The organism is Pseudomonas sp. Tn43 (genome assembly GCF_014192635.1).
Classification (GTDB): domain Bacteria; phylum Pseudomonadota; class Gammaproteobacteria; order Pseudomonadales; family Pseudomonadaceae; genus Aquipseudomonas.
On sequence record NZ_JACHYG010000003.1, the window covers coordinates 151270 to 167899 of the forward strand.

The 16630-nt window shown below is 60.0% G+C and carries 15 protein-coding genes; 5 read left to right on the forward strand and 10 right to left on the reverse strand.

All coding sequences use genetic code 11. The features are described 5' to 3' along the window. Positions 1-9: 9 nt before the first annotated feature. A complete protein-coding gene (gene lapD / locus FHW68_RS09210) occupies positions 10-1950 on the forward strand; it encodes a cyclic di-GMP receptor LapD (RefSeq protein WP_183680084.1) in 1941 nt (646 codons plus the stop codon). A gap of 53 nt (positions 1951-2003) precedes the next feature. Here lapD and FHW68_RS09215 read toward each other — a convergent pair whose 3' ends face one another. The 10 genes from FHW68_RS09215 to FHW68_RS09260 all read right to left on the reverse strand — a co-directional run bounded on the left by FHW68_RS09215 (position 2004) and on the right by FHW68_RS09260 (position 10709). Next, positions 2004-3059, reverse strand: coding sequence for an AI-2E family transporter (locus tag FHW68_RS09215; protein WP_095634403.1), 1056 nt, complete (start codon positions 3057-3059; stop codon positions 2004-2006). An 81-nt stretch (positions 3060-3140) separates the two neighbouring features. Further along, entirely contained in the window at positions 3141-3947 is an 807-nt protein-coding gene (locus FHW68_RS09220; protein ID WP_183680086.1) for a DUF4892 domain-containing protein, read from the reverse strand. A gap of 8 nt (positions 3948-3955) precedes the next feature. Beyond that, on the reverse strand, positions 3956-4615 hold the full coding sequence (locus FHW68_RS09225) for a glutathione S-transferase family protein (RefSeq protein WP_183680088.1): 660 nt from the start codon (positions 4613-4615) through the stop codon (positions 3956-3958). Positions 4616-4665: 50 nt separating this feature from the next. Beyond that, a complete protein-coding gene (locus FHW68_RS09230) occupies positions 4666-5520 on the reverse strand; it encodes an alpha/beta hydrolase (protein ID WP_095634400.1) in 855 nt (284 codons plus the stop codon). After that, the gene (locus tag FHW68_RS09235; protein ID WP_183680090.1) at positions 5517-6323 is read right to left on the reverse strand and encodes an alpha/beta fold hydrolase; all 807 of its coding nucleotides are present in this window, start codon (positions 6321-6323) and stop codon (positions 5517-5519) included. Before FHW68_RS09235 ends, FHW68_RS09230 begins: the two co-directional genes overlap by 4 nt. A gap of 173 nt (positions 6324-6496) precedes the next feature. Then, positions 6497-6940, reverse strand: coding sequence for a hotdog fold thioesterase (locus tag FHW68_RS09240; protein ID WP_095634398.1), 444 nt, complete (start codon positions 6938-6940; stop codon positions 6497-6499). Between the two features lie 32 nt (positions 6941-6972). Continuing rightward, positions 6973-8640, reverse strand: a complete 1668-nt coding sequence (locus FHW68_RS09245) for an AMP-binding protein (protein WP_183680092.1) — start codon at positions 8638-8640, stop codon at positions 6973-6975. Positions 8641-8860: 220 nt separating this feature from the next. Continuing rightward, positions 8861-9313 (reverse strand): phosphohistidine phosphatase SixA, encoded by a 453-nt coding sequence (gene sixA, locus FHW68_RS09250; protein WP_183680094.1) that lies wholly within the window; start codon positions 9311-9313, stop codon positions 8861-8863. Further along, on the reverse strand, positions 9310-9657 hold the full coding sequence (locus FHW68_RS09255) for a DUF4389 domain-containing protein (protein ID WP_095634395.1): 348 nt from the start codon (positions 9655-9657) through the stop codon (positions 9310-9312). Before FHW68_RS09255 ends, sixA begins: the two co-directional genes overlap by 4 nt. A gap of 26 nt (positions 9658-9683) precedes the next feature. Next, entirely contained in the window at positions 9684-10709 is a 1026-nt protein-coding gene (locus FHW68_RS09260; RefSeq protein WP_095634394.1) for an NAD(P)H-dependent glycerol-3-phosphate dehydrogenase, read from the reverse strand. A 196-nt stretch (positions 10710-10905) separates the two neighbouring features. Between FHW68_RS09260 and FHW68_RS09265 the strand changes: the two genes are divergently transcribed. The 4 genes from FHW68_RS09265 (at position 10906) to fabA (ending at position 16623) form a co-directional block, all read left to right on the forward strand. Further along, a complete protein-coding gene (locus tag FHW68_RS09265) occupies positions 10906-13029 on the forward strand; it encodes a TonB-dependent receptor domain-containing protein (protein ID WP_183680096.1) in 2124 nt (707 codons plus the stop codon). A gap of 1 nt (position 13030) precedes the next feature. Beyond that, positions 13031-13963 (forward strand): ABC transporter substrate-binding protein, encoded by a 933-nt coding sequence (locus FHW68_RS09270; protein ID WP_183680098.1) that lies wholly within the window; start codon positions 13031-13033, stop codon positions 13961-13963. Beyond that, positions 13960-15861 carry an ATP-binding protein gene (locus FHW68_RS09275; RefSeq protein ID WP_095634391.1) on the forward strand — a complete coding sequence of 634 codons (1902 nt, stop codon included), beginning with the start codon at positions 13960-13962 and terminating at the stop codon, positions 15859-15861. Before FHW68_RS09270 ends, FHW68_RS09275 begins: the two co-directional genes overlap by 4 nt. Positions 15862-16107: 246 nt before the next feature. Beyond that, a complete protein-coding gene (gene fabA / locus FHW68_RS09280; RefSeq protein ID WP_095634390.1) occupies positions 16108-16623 on the forward strand; it encodes a 3-hydroxyacyl-[acyl-carrier-protein] dehydratase FabA in 516 nt (171 codons plus the stop codon). Positions 16624-16630 lie beyond the last annotated feature (7 nt).

Below are 16630 nucleotides of genomic sequence, written 5' to 3' on the forward strand. Positions count from 1 at the left end.
GAGCGTTTTATGTCATTGCGCAAACAGTTGTTCCTGGCCATCTGCGTGTTCTTGCTGGTGGCGTTCAGCGGCAGTTTTTTTGTCAGCCTGGAAAGCTCCCGTGAGCAGGTGCTCAGCCAGTTGCGCGCTCACGCCCAAGACGCAGCCACGGCACTGGGTTTGTCATTGACCGCACAGATCGACGACCCGGCAACGATCGAATTGATGGTCAACTCGATTTTCGATAGCGGCTATTTCAGCAGCATCCGGATCATCAGCATCGAGAATGAACAGGTGCTGGTAGAGCGCAGCGCACCGGCGCGGATAAAGGACGTTCCAGAGTGGTTTGTGAATTTGGTCGATCTGCGCCCGCAAGGTGGTGATGCACTGATCACACGGGGCTGGGAGCAGGCAGCACGGGTCGAAGTGTGGAGCAATCCGCAATTCGCTTTGGCCAAACTCTGGGACAGCACCCTCGGCAGCCTGATCTGGTTGCTGATTTGCGGGCTGCTCAGTGCCGTATTGGGGGGATGGATATTACGTCGACAACTGCGTCCGCTCGACAACATGGTCAAACAGGCTGAAGCCATCAGCAAACGCGAATTCCGCAGTTTGCCAAAACTGCCGCGCACGCCGGAACTCAAACGCGTGGTGCTGGCCATGAACCAGATGGTCGAAAAGCTCAAAGCATTGTTCGCCGAGGAGGCCGCGCGCAGTGAAAATCTGCGAGCCGAATCCTATCAGGACGCCCTCACGGGTCTGGCGAACCGGCGCTTGCTGGATGAACATTTGGCCGACCAGTTATTGGTATCCGAGCAAAGCCGCGACGGTCATTTGCTGATGCTGCGGATCAATGACCTGATCGGCCTCAACCAACGCTTGGGCGGCCAGCGCACCGATGCCCTGATCAGCGCTGTCGGCGAATTGCTCAAGCGCTTGACGCAACCGCCAGAGCGTCGAACCTGGCTGGGGGCGCGCAATCGCGGCGGCGAATTCAGTTTGTTGACCCCAGGCCTGGACAGCAAGGACGCTGCACGCGTGGCCAGCGAAATCAGCGCCACCCTGGAAAACCTGCGTCTTACCGGTGCCAGCGACTGTATGCCGGTGGCGCACTTGGGCGTGGTCGCCTATCACCCCGGCGAACCGGCGAGCGAGGTGCTGCTACGCCTCGATCAGGCGCTGACCCAGGCCCGGCAACATCCCGAGCGCCCCTGGGTATACCAGGCCCATGCCGATACCGCGCCGAACCATTCCCGACACGATTGGCGCAGCTGGATCGACGAGGCACTGACCGAAGGCAAGATCCAATTGTATTTCCAACCGGTGGTGCAGTGCGTCGACACCAGCCAGGTGTTGCACCATAAAGTCCTCGCTCGCCTGCTCGATCCGCAGGGTGAGGCCATTGCCGCCGGCCATTTCCTGCCATGGATCGAACGCCTTGGCTGGTCGGCGCGGTTCGATCTGGCGATGCTCGAAACCACCCTCGAATACCTGGCCGCCAATCGTTGGCCCCTTGCGCTGAGCCTGTCCGGCAGTACCCTGCGCGACCAGGCGCAGCTTCAACATATTCTCGACCTGCTCGAATCGCTGCCGGAACTCGCGCCGCTGCTGATCCTGGAAATCGACGAACGCCAACTGCCGCCCCCCGAAGAACTGCAACGCCTGAGCCACAGCCTGCTCACCACCGGTTACCGCATCGGGTTGCAGCATTTCGGCGGCAGCTTCAGCCAGATCGGCAACCTGACGCAACTGGGGCTGGCTTACCTGAAAATCGACGGCGCCTACATACGGGGTATCGATGAACAGACGGACAAGCGCCTGTTCATCGAGGCGATTTTCCGGGCGACCAACAGCATTGACTTGCCGTTGATTGCCGAGATGGTGGAAACCCAGGGCGAATTGGAGGTAATTCGGCAGCTGGGGTTATTTGGGGTGATGGGAAGACTGATCGGGCCGCCGGAGCCGATGTGAGTCAGCCGGCCTGAAGTTGCAGGGTTGCCCTGCAACATGGAATCTCTCACAGGTCAGGGCCGACGATCCTCAACCCGAACCTGGCTCTTGCTCCAATCGGTGAGCAGACTATAAGCCACGGCTAACAACGTCGGGCCGATGAACAAACCGATGAATCCAAACGCGATCAACCCGCCGAACACCCCGAGCAGCACAATCACCAACGGCAAATTCCCGCCCCGGCTGATCAGGTACGGCTTAAGTACGTTGTCGACGCCGCTGATAATGAACGTCCCCCAGCAGCCAAGGAACACCGCCATCCCGTACTCGCCCTTCCAGGCCAGCCACGCCGTGGCTGGAATCCACACCAACGGCGGCCCCATCGGAATCAAGCTGAGCAGGAAGGTCACGATCCCCAGCACCAACGCGCCGGGCACACCGGCAATCAGGAAGCCGATCAACGCCAGAATAGCCTGAGCCGCCGCGGTGCCGATCACCCCATTGACCACCCGCTGCACGGTACCTGCCACCAGTTCGATGTAATAGCTGGCACGCTCGCCGATCAGCCGTTCCAGCAGCCCATGAACAAACACCGCCAACCGTGGCCCGTCGCGGTAGAAAAAGAACACGAACACAATACTCAGCGTCAGCTCGAGAATCCCGCCGCCAATCTGCGCACTGCGCGCCAGTAACCAGTTACCGACCTGCCCCAGATAAGGCTTGATCGCCAGCATCATCGCCGCGCCTTGCTGATCGATGCTGTTCCAGATCCCCACCAACCGCGCACCGACCAAGGGAATATCGCCCAGCCAGGTTGGCGCCTCGGGCAGTCCATCGACCTGTATATCCTTGATGAGCGCCGTGGCATCGCGCACATGATCCGCCAGATTGAACCCCAGCCACACCAGCGGCACCGCCACCAGCACCATCCAGCCGAGTGTGAGGACCAGCGCCGCCAGGGATTCACGGCCATTGAGCCAGCGGGTCAACAGACGCATCAGCGGCCAACTGGCAAACGCCAGCACCGCGCCCCAGAACAGCGCCGACCAGAACGGCGCCATCACCCATAAACTCGCGCCAAACAGCACCAGGAGCAGGATCTGCACCAACAGACGATCGTTATTGAGCATGTAAGATCCTGAAAAAGTCAGCCGAAAAAATCAGTCAACAAAGCGTAGGCGAACGCTTGGCACGCGCTCGCCGAATGCAGCTTAACGCAACAGTTCGAAGTGCAAGCCAGAGCCTTCGACGCTGCCGGTTTCCATCCGTGCAGCCCTTACGCCCTGGCCGATCAGCGCCTGACGCCAGGCTTCGGCATTGGACCCCGAAACATTGACGCGCAACGTGGTGTCCAGGTTCAGGCCTCGGGAAATCAGACGCAGCCAGGTTTCGTCAGGGTCGCCGACGAGTTTGGGGAAATCGAGTTTTCCAGTGCTCTTGAGCTGCCTCAACAAGGTCGCGGACGTCGGTAGCAAATCACCCAGCGGCGTTATCGCGTCGAACTGTTCGACGTGCAGATAAGCCCTGCGATTGCCGCGAGTGATGCTGTAAAGCGCCACCAACGTGTTGTCTTGAGGGGCCGCCAGACGCAGCAACAAATACGCCTGCTGATTATCGCTGCCGTACAATTTGGCGTTGCCGAAGACTTCGTTGGCCCACAGGCTGCTTTCCCCGCAATCCCGCGCCTGGCACCAGAACAACAGCTCGGCGCCCTGTTTCTGCAAGGCTTCGCGAGCCTCGGTGAAGGCGTCGGTAGAAGAATGCTCCGGTGGCAATTCGTAGGTGACCGAGGTGGTTTGACCCCGAGCGGTAACCTGGCCGTCAAAACGCAACTGACCGCTGATCTTGCGGATCGAACCCAGCGGGTAAATCCGTTCCAGTTCAGCCGCAGGGCGATAGTCGACGATCTGCGCATCGGCCATGCGCGGCACGATCGGCAAGTCCTGACTGCCCGGGATATCAGCGGCTAATAAAAGAGGACTGGAACAACACAGCGCCAGAAGACTGAGAGAACGCATGGATAGACTCATCGAATCAGCATGGCCTTAGCGCCCTTGATGACACTGTCGTCATCGATGCGCTCGGGCACCAGTAAACCGCGTTGTACTGCGGGGCGTGCGTCCATGGTCGCCATCCAGCGCTGCAAGGCCGACAAGCCATCCACCGCGACGCCGGACCATTCATGGCCACGTACCCACGGAAAAGTCGCAATGTCGGCAATGCTGTATTCCCCCGCCAGGAATTCTACGGTTTGCAGACGCGTGTCGAGCACTTCATACAAGCGCCGTGTTTCATGTTGATAGCGATCGATGGCGCCTTGGAGTTTTTCCGGAAAATAGCGGAAAAACACGTTGGCCTGGCCCTGCATCGGACCGATTCCGCCCATCTGGAACATCAGCCACTGCAGTACCACCGAGCGCCCCTTCGGGTCTTGAGGCAGCAGCTTGCCGGTCATCTCGGCGAGGTAAATCAGGATGGCACCGGACTCGAACACGGCGAAATCGCCATTGGCGCGGTCGACAATCGCCGGAATCCGCCCATTGGGATTGATCTTGAGGAAGTCCGGGGACTTCTGTTCCTTTTTGTCGAAACTCAAGGCATGCACCGTGTAGGGCAGGCCGAGTTCCTCGAGCACGATAGAGACCTTGTGGCCATTCGGGGTCGCAGCGGTGTACAGATCTATCATGGTTGTCTCCCATTTCAACCCGCCCAGCCTCGACAGTTGCCCGGCGCAAGTCAAGGAATGGCGAAGAACCGATTGAAACAGTCTGCGACAAGGTCGGCACCGGATTCGTCATTCAGGTGCAAATGGTGGCCGCCAGGCAACTGTTCCCGGCTAAAGGGTAGACGCTCCAGCAACTCTGGATGTTTGGCGAGCATTCCGTCAGCCGCAACCACCAGCTGTGCAGGACAATTGACGCGCTGGACGAAGGCCATCGCCTGTTCCGTGGTCAGACGCAGCGGCGATGGAAGGGTGAGGCGGTTGTCGGTGCGCCAGGTATAACCGCCCGGCACCGGCATCAAGCCGCGCTGGGCCAGGAGTTCAGCGGCTTCGCGACTGACCGCCACCAAGCCTTTCATCCGTGCTTCGATGGCGCGGTCGAGGGTGTTGTAGACCGGTTTGCGTTTTTCCCGCAGATCCAGCTGCGCTTGCAGGGCCATGCCCATGCGCTCGGCGGCATTTTCGCCTTTGTCGGTAGGAGGAATGATGCCGTCGATCAAGGCCAGCTTCGTGACCCGCTCGGGCAACGACCCGGCCAGCACCAGCGAGACGATTGCCCCCAGGGAATGCCCCAGCAGCGCAAAACGCTTCCATTCCAGTTGCTCGGCCACTTGCAGCACGTCGTGGGCGTAGTCCCACAGCGCGTAACCGGCACCTTTGGGCCGATGCCCCGAATGGCCGTGCCCGGCGAGGTCCAGCGCGATGATGCGCAAGCCTTTGAGCTTGGGCGCCAGCCGCGCAAAGCTGTTGGCGTTGTCCAGCCAGCCGTGCAAGGCGATCACCGGCACGCCGTCCTCGGGACCGAACAGGTGCGCCGCCAACTCAATATGCGGCAGGCTCAGGCGAACTTCTTCAACAACGCTGCTCATGCGCAATCCTGTTGGCGGTGACCTTCCCAGCGACTGAACAGATGCTTCAGCAGCGTGGCCGTGTCCTGTGGGCGTTCGAGAGGAAACATGTGGCCCCCTGGCATGGTCAAGGACTCGCCCAGGGGCATGCGCCCGACGGAACGGGCGTGATGGCGCATCACCACCCGACTCTTGTGCCCGCGAACCACCGCCAGCGGCACTTTCAGTTGCCGTGCACGGCCGGGGCTGGTGTGGGGTACGCCGCGATAAATGCTGATTTCCGTGGCAGGATCGAAACGCAAACGCAGCTTGTCGCCGACCTTTTGCAAACCATGTTGAAGATAGGCCTCGAAGCATTCCGGGTCGAAGCCACGAAACAGGGTTTTACCGGCGAAATACAGGCGCGCCGCGTCCAGATTGGCAAACTCTTCCCGTCGTCCCAGCGTACGACCGGCGGGGGTCAGGCGATCGATGAAACCGAAGCGCTTGGCGGCACGGATCACCCATTGATCGGCGCGGGTCAGCACCGGCGAATCGAGCATCACCACGCCGCGATACAGCTGGGGGCAACGCAATGCGGCGTGCAGATGCAGGACGCCGCCAAAGGAATGGCCAACGCCCCAGACCGGTTCCGGTTGCTGCTTGAGGTGATGGATCAGTTCATCCACCAGATTGCTCCAGTTGTCGTCCGCCGGAAAACGCGGGTCATGGGCGTGCTGCTCCAGATGTGTCACCTGATACTCGGGCGCCAGGGCCGCGAACAACTTGCCGTAGGTACCCGAAGGAAAGCCATTGGCGTGAGCGAAAAATATCTGTTGCGACATACCTGCAAATCCATGAGCGAGAACGAGGGTTGATTGTCCGTAAGACGGAGTCCTGCAGCAATGACCGTAACTGCCAGGAATGATGACAGTCGGGTCAGGGCTATGGCGCAAGGATGACGCCTATCCTTGGTAGCAGCTGGCAAAGCCTGCTGCTACACCGAGCGTGCCGAAACTCAACGCGCCGGCGGATTCTCACCCAATGGCACCACCGCCATGGTCAGGCGCGATACGCAACTGACCTTCCCTTCATCGCTGGTCAGGCGGATATCCCAGACATGCGTCGTGCGACCAATGTGAATCGCCTTGGCTACCGCCGTCACTCGCCCACTGCGCAGGCCGCGCAAATGATTGGCGTTGATTTCCAGGCCCACGCAATAAAACTTGCTGGCGTCGATGCACAGATAACTGGCCATCGAGCCGACGGTTTCGGCCAACACCACCGAGGCGCCGCCGTGCAGCAAACCGAAAGGCTGATGCGTGCGATGGTCGATGACCATACTGGCGGTCAGGGACTCGTCATCGAAGGCTTCAAAGCGAATATCCAGCACTTCGCTGATGGTATTTTTCCCGATTGCGTTCAACTGCTCGACGTTGGGAATGGTGCGCCACAGACTCATCGTTACGTTCCTTTGCTGGAGTTGTTCGTGGCTCAATCCTGCCATAGCACCGCCTCACTACGCTCGCTCCATTCTTCAAAGCGCGCACCGTAAGCGGCTTCGATCATGTTGCGCTTGATCTTCAGGGTCGGTGTCAGGAAGCCGTTTTCCACCGCCCAACTGTCCTTGACCACCACCAGCCGAAGCAAGCGCTCATGCCTGTCGAGGACGCCGTTGACCTCCTCCAGCAGTTTTTCCAGGCTTGAATGCAAACCCGCCCTCGCCGTCCCGCTGGCGTCCTGCTGACCGACCGCCGACAACACGCACAAACCCAGTGGTGCACTCAAGCCGTCGCCGACCACGCACACTTGTTCGATTCGCGAATGCACCGCCAGACGATTCTCGATCGGGGCCGGGGCAACGTATTTGCCCTTGCTGGTCTTGAAGATTTCTTTCAGGCGCCCGGTCAGGCGCAGGTTGCCTTCGGCGTCTTCCTCGCCCTTGTCACCGGTGCGCAGGAAACCGTTCTCGGTGATGGCTTCGGCGGTTTTCCCGGGCTCCTTGAAATAGCCAAGCATGGTCGCGCCGCTACGCACCAATACTTCGCCGCAGGGTTCGATGCGCACTTCCACTTCCGGGCATGGCTTGCCGATCCAGCCTGGGCTGTTCTGGCCCGGCAGGCCGATGTGGGAGTAACCGCAGCTTTCGGTCATGCCGTACACCTCCAGCACGTCCAACCCCAGTTTTCGGTACCAGAGCAACAAGGTTTGCGGCACGGGCGCCGCACCGGACAATGCAATGCGCAAGGCGTCCAGCCCCAGCCCGGCAAGGACTTTGTGCCCAACCCGCTTGCCGATAAAGGGCAAGCCGAGCATGAAATCCAGGCGTTTGGCCGGGATTTTGCTGTAGACACCCATCTGGAATTTGGTCCAGATCCGCGGTACGCCGAACAGCGCGGTCGGCCGGGCACGTTTCAGATCAGTGAGAAAGGTGTCGAGGCTCTCGGCAAAAAATACTGTTTGCCCGGTATAAATCGACGACAACTCGACGAACATCCGCTCGGCAACATGGCATAGCGGCAGGTAGGACAGCAGACGATCCGACTCATTCAGGCCAAACAACTGCGTACCACGGGTGGTGGCAAATCCCAGCGTGCCGAAACTGTGCATCACGCCTTTAGGCTGCCCGGTGGTGCCGGAGGTGTAGATGATGGTCGCCAGCTGATCGGCGTCAGGTTTTGGGTCGTCCTGAATCGGTGAGCTGCGCTGCAGATCGGCCCAGCTGAAATCGAAGGACCCGGCCGGGCACAGCGGCAGACTGATGGTTGGCAGATCGGACCTGACCCCGGCGGACATGCCCGGCCAGTCATCCAGTTTGCCAATGAATGCCAGCGCAGCTTCGGAATGATCGAGCACCTGGGCCACGGAATCGGCGGTCAGATTGGGATACAGCGGCACCGAGATATGCCCGGCCATCCAGATCGCCAGATCGGCGATGATCCAGTGGGCGCAGTTTTTCGAGATCAGCGCGATGTGGCTGCCTTGTGGCAATTCCCGAGCCCGCAACCAGTGAGCGGCACAACGTGCCTGGTGGCCGACGTCGGCCCAGGTCAGCGTCTCGACCTGGCCCCCCTCCATCGGCTGGACCAGAAAACGCTGGCGAGGATGACGGGCTTCACGTTCGTAGAAGACGTCCAATGGCAAACGGAAAGCGGCAGACATGCGACTTGCTCCATTATTTTTTGTCTGGAGCAAGCGTAGTCAACCAAGCAAGTGCTTGGTTGACTATTTCACACAAAAACCAAGAACAAAAACTAAACGCCACCGCCCCTGTAGGAGCGAGGCTTGCCCGCGAAGGGGCTTCGAAAACGCTAAAAGCTTCGCGGGCAAGCCTCGCTCCTGCAAAAGCAGAAGCAAGGGCCACAGCTAGAACAGAAGCAGATTACGGGTGCTTGATGCTGTTGAGCTTCATCGACCCGATCAGCAGTTCATTGTTCTCCAGCTCGGCCAGGCCGGCGGTGCTGACTTTTTCCGGTGGATGGCCGGCACCGTGCTGCAAATAGCTCAGCAGGTTGCCCACCAGCGGATTGTGACTGACCAGCAGCACATCACTCACCGATACAAGCTGTTCCGCCACCTTGTCCGGATCGGTATCCGGGGTCAGCCAGTCGACGGTGCGAATCTCCGGCGCGAAATTGAGCGCCGCACGCACAATTTCTGCCGTCTCCTGCGCTCGCTGATAAGGGCTGGCATAAATGGCGGTGAGTGGCTTGCCCATCAAATAGGCGGCAGCGCGCAACACCTCTTCACGTCCCTTGAGGGTTAATGTCCGCTCGGAGTCCGGGCGAGTGCCGTGAGGCTCGGCTTCACCATGACGCAGTACCCAGAGTTTCATAGTTTTGGCTCCTCATCTCGGACCGGATGCGGTGCCGGCGCCACAACATGCGGGGCTTCACCTTCCGGAGTACGCGGCGTCGGCCAATCGGCGAACGGCCAGGGCTTCTGATCGCTGTGGAAGCTGCCGAAACGACCGATCTGCGCCAGGAACTGGCTCAGGCTGTCGCCGAAGTTCATCAGGCTGGCGCTCGGGGCGCCATAAATCAAACGATAGATCAGCTGCACCAGCACCACTGCACCGAGGATCAATTGCGCCACTTGCCAGACCAGCAGATAAACAATCATCCACAGCACCCGCAGCAGGATGGATTCGTACTTGGCTTCTACTTTCGGATCGTTCATGTTTCGCTCCCTGCCCTGATGGGTGTTTAGTTGAAACCGCTGGTGGAGATAAAGTCGACGTCGGTTTTAGGCTCGGCACGCATCAGTAGACCGATGACCTGCTCCAGCGTGCGCCCTTCGAAGAGGATGGCATGCAATCCGGCGACCAGCGGCATATACACGCCCGCTTCCTGCGCCTTGGCCTTGAGCACTTTGAGGGTGTTCACGCCTTCGGCGACTTCGCCAAGCCGCGTCACCGCATCCTCAAGGCTCAAACCCTGGCCGAGGGCAAACCCGACCTGATAATTGCGGCTTTTTGGCGACGAACACGTCACGATCAAGTCGCCCACGCCCGCCAACCCAAGGAACGTCATCGGGTTGGCGCCCTGATTCACCGCAAAGCGGGTCATTTCCGCCAATGCCCGGGTGATCAGCATGCTCTTGGTGTTTTCACCCATGCCCAACGCCACCGCCATGCCGGCGATGATCGCGTACACGTTTTTCAACGCCCCGCCCAACTCCACGCCATAGCGGTCGGCGCTGGCGTACACACGAAAGGTCTTGCCGTGCAGCGCTTCCTGGACCCGTTGGCAGAGTTCTTCGTCTTCACTGGCGACCACCGTGGCGGTCAGCGCGTGTTCGGCGATTTCACGCGCCAGGTTCGGGCCTGACAGCACGCCGATGCGCGCTTGCGGGGCGATCTCTTCAAGGATCTCGCTCATCAGCTTGAACGTATGCGCTTCGATGCCTTTGGTCAGGCTCACCAGCAGTTTGCCGCGCAAACGTTCGGCGTGAGGAACCAGCACCGAGCGCAACGCGCTGGATGGCAGCGCGACGAAGCACAGGTCGCAGGCCTCCAGGGTGGCTTGCAGGTCTGTGACCGCTTCCACTGCCGGAAGAATCTTGATGCCCTTGAGGTAACGCGGGTTCTCACGATTGACCCGAATGGCCTCGGCCTGTTCCGGGTCGCGCATCCACAGCCGGACCTGATGCCCATTCTCGGCCAACAGATTAGCCACGGCGGTACCAAAACTTCCGCCTCCCAGGACCGCTATTGGGCGCTGTTCAGTCATATGCAATCCGTTAATCCATACCAATGGCGATGCCGGCATTATACGGAGCGGCCCGGTCGCGGCCAGCCCCAGCATCAATTACCGACACTTGTAGGAAGAAGACCAAGAAAACCGAGGAAAATGCCCATAACGTGACTGGAAAAGTCTTTGCGCTCGGTTAACATGCGCGCCAACTAATCGCTATCAAGGCCGTGCCGTGTCTTTTGGCTTTCCCCGTGCTCGCTCGCCGCTGGTATTGACGCTGATCTTCAGCTCGCCATTGCTGGCCGACGATCTGTTCCTTGATAACGCTCCGCTGCCGCAAGTGCTGACCGCGACGCGCCTGAAGCAATCGCCTGCGGCGGTGCCGGGAAGCATGACGGTGATCGACAATGAACTGATCAATGCCAGCGGCGCGCGGGATATCAGCGAGCTGCTGCGGCTGGTGCCGGGAATGATGGTCGGCAATATCAACGGCAATCAGGCGGCGGTGAACTATCACGGCACCAATGCCAGCGAAGCGCGGCGCATGCAGGTGTTGATCGACGGCCGTTCGGTGTACCGCGCCGGCCTGGCCACGGTGGACTGGAGTGATATTCCGGTGGCCATGGAAGACATTGAGCGCATCGAGGTTTTCCGTGGCCCGAACACCGTCAGCTATGGCGCCAACGCGCTGATGGCGGTCGTCAATATCATCACCCGCAAACCGGCCGACAGCCACGGCACGCGGCTGAAAGTCACCCGTGGCCAGCGCGGTATCAATGATTTCTACGCCAGCCAGGGCATGGGCTGGGACAACGGCGACTTGCGTCTGTCGTTGTCCGGCCAAGAAGATGACGGCTTCGACTCGGATCGCACCGGCGCCAATTACCGCGACAGCCGTCGCTTGAACCGCTTCAGCCTCGCTGTCAGCCAGACACTCAATGACAACCAGAGCATCGACTGGCAACTGAATGCCAAGGACGGGACCAACCAGCGGCCTTATACCTACCGTCCGGTGTTCTCAGGCATTACCGCCGCGGGGAACAATTCCGACGTCATCGCCAAGGATTATGCCGGCTCGCTGCGCTGGAACCTGGACATCAATTCCGATCACAGCCTTTATATTCAAGGCTCCGCGCAACACTGGGATCGCCAGCAGACGTGGCGAGCCTGTGACGCCGAGGTCTCGTTCAGCCCGGAACTGACCGAGCTCTGGCAACTCAATCCCAACTACGCCGAACGTCTGGCGCGCAACATGGAGCGCTACTCCGGTTCCGGCGCACCGGCCGGGACAGCGGCTGAACGTGCGCTGGGCAATCAGGTGCTCAGACAATGGCAAAACGGCGCCCGGCAAACCCTCTGCGGCGACATTGACCAGAGCGCCAGGGAATCGCGTTACGACCTCGAGCTGCAAGACACGCTCAGCCTGTCCGACAGTCTGCGGCTGGTCAGCGGGATAAACTATCGCTACGATCGTGCCAATTCCGAGACCTACTTCAATGGCACGCTCGATGACACCACCTGGCGGGCGTTCGGCCAACTCGAATGGCGCGCCACCGAGCACTGGTTGTTGCAGGGCGGGGCGATGTACGAAGACACGCAATTGACCGGCAACTCGCTGACCCCGCGGGTGGCGGTCAATTACCTGATCAACCCGCGCCACGGCTTGCGCGCGGTGTATTCAGAAGCCATCCGTTCACCGGACATGTTCGAGAACAACGTCAACTGGAGCTATCAGGTCACCAACCTCAACCCACGCGCCTATGGCCAGTCCAGCGCCCGTTATTTCGTCAAGACCCGTGGCCCGGGCGACCTCGAACAAGAACGCATGCGTTCCCGGGAACTGGGCTACAACGGCTACTTCGCAGAGTGGGGGCTGGCGGTCGATGTGAAGCTGTTCTATGACGAAATCACCGGCATGATCAGTGAACCGCTACGCAACAACCAGTACATCGCCAGCAACTCGAACAACTCGCGCTTCACCGGGACTGAAACCCAACTGGATTGGCGCGTCAGCAGCGCCGATCGTTTGCGCCTGACCTATGCCTATATCGATGCCCAAGCCAGCAACCCGCTGGATGCCCAACAGACCGCGCGCAACAGCGGCTCCGCCGGTTGGCTTCGCCACTGGGGCCAGGGCTGGAACAGCGCGCTCTTCTACTATGGTGCCGACGCCCTCAACGGTTATCGCTTCGAACGGGTCGATACCCGCATCGCCAAACGCATCGGTTTGGGCAAGGCCAGTCTGGAGCTGGCCGGGGTCCTCCAGCAACGCCTCGACAATCAGCCCACCACCTTCGTCGACAACAACTACGACGATCGCCGGGTGCTCTACTTCAGCGCGGAGCTGGAGTTCTAAGATGCCATATCGCCCGTCACCGAAGACGCCAACCCTTGGCCGCCTGCTGGCGGGGTTGTGCCTGGTGTTTATCGGGCTGCTGTGCAATCTGCCGGCGCGGGCCGCCGACATTCTGTTGACTGGCGCCGAGGACAATCCCGGCGTGCAATCTTTCGTTCAAGCCCTCAGCGAATTGCGCCCCACCGACAATGTGCGCTTCCAGCCTGTCGCCAGCCTGCCGGCGCCAGGCCAACTGCCCCTCGACATCCGCCTGGTGCTGCTCGACTTGCCCAGCCTCGACTGGCGCCTGCAAGACGCCCAAGGCCCCGCAACGCTGGTGTTACGCATCAGTCGTTTGCAAGCCCGCCAACGCTTGGGCAATGACCTGCCGCCGCACCTGAGCCTGCTCTGGAGCGATCCGCCGCTGCACCGCCAGTTGCGCCTGACCCGATTGGTCCTCCCCGAGGCCCGCCGGGTCGGTGTGCTTTTCGACAGCCACAGCGAATTCCTTTTGAAAGAACTGCGTCAGGCCGCCCTGCCCCTTGGCCTGGAAGTGGTCACCGAGCGTTGGGATAACACCCATGACAGCCGCCCTTTGCAGGCCCTGCTGAAAAACAGTGATGTGCTGTTGGGCCTGGACGACCCTGATCTGTACAACCCGAAAACCGTGAAAAACCTGCTGCTCAGCAGCTATGCGCGGCAACTGGCATTGATCGGCCCCAACGCAGCCTTTGTCAGGGCCGGTAGCCTGGCCAGTACTTACAGCGACCAGAACGATTGGCTGAAGATTCTCGACGAACTGCTCGACCGGCCCTCGAGCACCTGGCCACGCGCACTTTACCCGCAACACTTCAAGGTCTTGAGCAACCCGCAAGTGGCTCGTTCACTGAGTATTGAACCGATGAATGAAGCCTCTGTCGCAACACAGCTGGCCGAAGGAGAACGCCGCCCATGACCTTCCGTCGCGGTTGGGACATCAATACCCGCACCCAGATCATCAGCCTCGGCCCGGCCCTGCTGCTGACCTTGCTGCTGATCAGTTTTTTCACCTTCGTGCGAATCCAGGACCTGCGCCAGGAACTCAATCACACCGGTCAGCTGATCGCCAATCAACTGGCGCCCGCCACCGAATACGGGGTGATTTCAGGCAACAACGAGGTGCTCGAAAGTTTGCTCAAGGCCACCCTGGCCACGCCCAACGTGCGCTTTCTGGAAGTACAGGACAGCGCCAACCGGATTCTGGTGTATGTCGAGCAACCCTCGGAAGCGCACAACCGCTCGCATCAAGTCGAAGTGTTCCAGGCGCCGGTGCGCCTGCAACGCATCGCGCTCAACAATGACTTTTTCCAGAACAGTCGTACCGTTGCCAGTGCACCGGGCGAGGATTATCTGGGCCGGGTGATCGTCGGCTTGTCCAATGACGCATTCAATCAGCGCCAGCAGGAAATCCTCTTCAAGGCCGGGATCCTCGCCTTGTTCGCGCTGCTGTTTACGTTTCTGCTGGCCCGGCGCCTGGCCAGCAGCCTGTCGCAACCGATCCACGACATCGGCAATGCGGTCAAGGCGATCCAGGAAGGCGACTATAAAACGCCCCTGCCGATTGTCGACGACACCGAACTGGGCGCCCTGTCGCAACACATCAACAACCTTGCCCAGGGCCTTGAGCAAGCCAGTCGCGAACAGCATCAGGCCATGGCGCAATTGATCCAGACCCGTGAAGAAGCGGAAAAGGCCAACAACGCCAAATCCGATTTCCTGGCGATGATGAGTCATGAGTTGCGCACGCCGATGAATGGCGTGCTGGGCATGCTGCAACTGCTGGAAACCACTGAGATGACCGAGGAGCAGATCGAATACGCGGCGCTGGCCTCGGAATCCACCGAACACCTGCTCAAAGTGATCAATGACATTCTCGATTTCTCGCGCATCGAGCGCTCTGAACTGGAGCTGGAACATATTCCGTTCAACCTCGCAGACCTGATCAGCAGCTGCGCCCAGTCGTTCCAGCACAGCGCGGTGCAACGCGGGCTAGACCTGCAACTGCGCATCCCCGAAGACATGCGCACCCTTCAGGTTCAGGGCGATCCAACGCGAATCCGGCAGATATTGGTCAATCTGGTGGGCAACGCGCTGAAATTTACCGAACGAGGCCGCATCACGATCGAACCCCAGTGGCAGTCCCTGGATCATGAACTGCTGTGGTTTACCTGCACCGTACGCGACAGCGGAATCGGCATTCCGGCCGCAAGCCTGGAGTTGATGTTCAACGCGTTTCAGCAGGCCGACAGTTCTATTTCAAGACGTTACGGCGGAACCGGGCTTGGGTTGCCGATTGCCCGCACCCTGGCTGAGCGGATGGGTGGCACCTTGCGCGCCCAGAGCGAAGAAGGCGTTGGTTCGTCATTCACCCTGGAAATCCCTTTGGCGCTGTATAAGCAGCCACTGCCGGTACTGACCCCGCGAGGCCATACCGGCGATGACCACGGCGAAGGTCGCAACGTGCTGCTGGTGGAGGACAACCCGGTCAACCGCACGGTTGTCGAAGCAATGTTGCGCAGTCTGGGCTTTACTGTCAGCGTCGTCACCGACGGTGCACAAGCAGTGCGCAGTGCCGAGAATCTGACTTTCGAAGCGATTCTGATGGACTGCCGATTGCCGGTCATCGACGGCTACGAGGCCACCCGACAGATTCGTCGATTGCCCGGCTGCGCTGATGTGCCGATCATCGCTCTGACGGCCAATGCGTTGCAGGGCGATCGCGAAGCCTGTTTATCGGCGGGAATGAACGATTACCTGGCCAAGCCCTTCAAACGCGCTGATCTGCAGCAAGTTCTGCAGCGATGGGTGCAGTAGAACAGGCCATTCGGCTATCTGCGACTGGCGTGAACGACGAAAGTGCGGCAGTCTTAGGCACCCGAACGAGCCCGAAAAGGGGCTTGAATAATAATTTCAGTGCACAAGTGTACATTCATGTCCTTGGTGCTGTGACTTTCACTACAACGCAATAGTCTATGAGTAGGCTGCTGACTCGAGGCATGAACGCTTCGATCGGCCGGGAGATTCGCCCCACCCTGCCGCATGGACTATTGAGGAGCTCGCATGACCAAACAAAACGCCTTTACTCGGGAAGACCTGCTGCGCTGCAGTCGTGGTGAGCTGTTCGGCCCAGGTAACGCGCAACTGCCCGCCCCGAACATGCTGATGGTCGATCGCATCACCCATATCAGCGAAGAGGGTGGCAAGTACGGCAAAGGTGAATTGGTCGCCGAGCTGGATATCACTCCGGACCTGTGGTTTTTCGCCTGCCACTTCGAAGGTGATCCGGTGATGCCGGGCTGCCTGGGCCTCGACGCCATGTGGCAACTGGTCGGCTTCTTCCTCGGCTGGCAAGGTCTGCCGGGCCGCGGTCGCGCCCTGGGTTCTGGCGAAGTGAAATTCTTTGGCCAGGTACTGCCGACTGCCAAGAAAGTCACCTATAACATCCATATCAAACGCATCCTGAAGGGCAAGCTGAACATGGCTATTGCCGATGGTTCGGTGACCGTTGACGGCCGCGAAATCTATACCGCCGAAGGCCTTCGGGTCGGCGTTTTCACCTCCACTGACAACTTCTAAGGGTTAT